This is a genomic window from Streptococcus sp. HMSC065C01 (assembly GCF_001813525.1).
GTDB classification, from domain to species: Bacteria; Bacillota; Bacilli; order Lactobacillales; family Streptococcaceae; genus Streptococcus; species Streptococcus parasanguinis_V.
In genome coordinates this window covers 10,349-10,813 of the sequence record NZ_KV812853.1, presented here as the reverse complement: position 1 = coordinate 10,813, position 465 = coordinate 10,349, and the positions used below count along the sequence as shown (strand labels likewise).

Annotated in this window: 1 protein-coding gene; it reads right to left on the bottom strand. The window is 39.6% G+C overall.

Going from position 1 to position 465, the window contains the following annotated elements; translation table 11 throughout:
- A partial coding sequence (locus HMPREF2918_RS11615; protein WP_256263192.1) for an SspB-related isopeptide-forming adhesin occupies positions 1-465 on the bottom strand: 465 nt, incomplete at both ends.

Sequence of the window (465 nt, the reverse complement as noted above, 5' to 3'; positions counted from 1 at the left end):
TAACGTCCGAATTCGAATTTAGTTGTGTCGATAACTTGTGTGTTTTCTGCATCGCCAAGTGACTTCGTGAAGCCAGCTTTCAAGTTAGCAGTGATCACACCGTTGTTGACAGCGATATCGAATTTATCAGTTACTTCTGCGCCTGTTACAGAGTCATAGGCTTTGATGTCAGCTTTATTAAGATTTAATTTAGCTTCATCATAGTTATCTGAGATACCAACTGTTTGGATGTTGTCCTTGTTAGCTGCATCAAATTTAGTTGTATCCAACCATACTTGGTAAACCAATTTAGAACCACGTTCAACAGTCTTGGTATTCAAGTTTTCTGCTTCGTTGTTTGATGCATCGTCCGCATATGGGTTCGCATTTGTATCTGCGTACTTGTCTGCCAACTCTCTATCATCGTCAACGAGCTTGTCACCAGTGATATCGTATTTTTCTTTAGAAACAACGTATTTCTCTGGT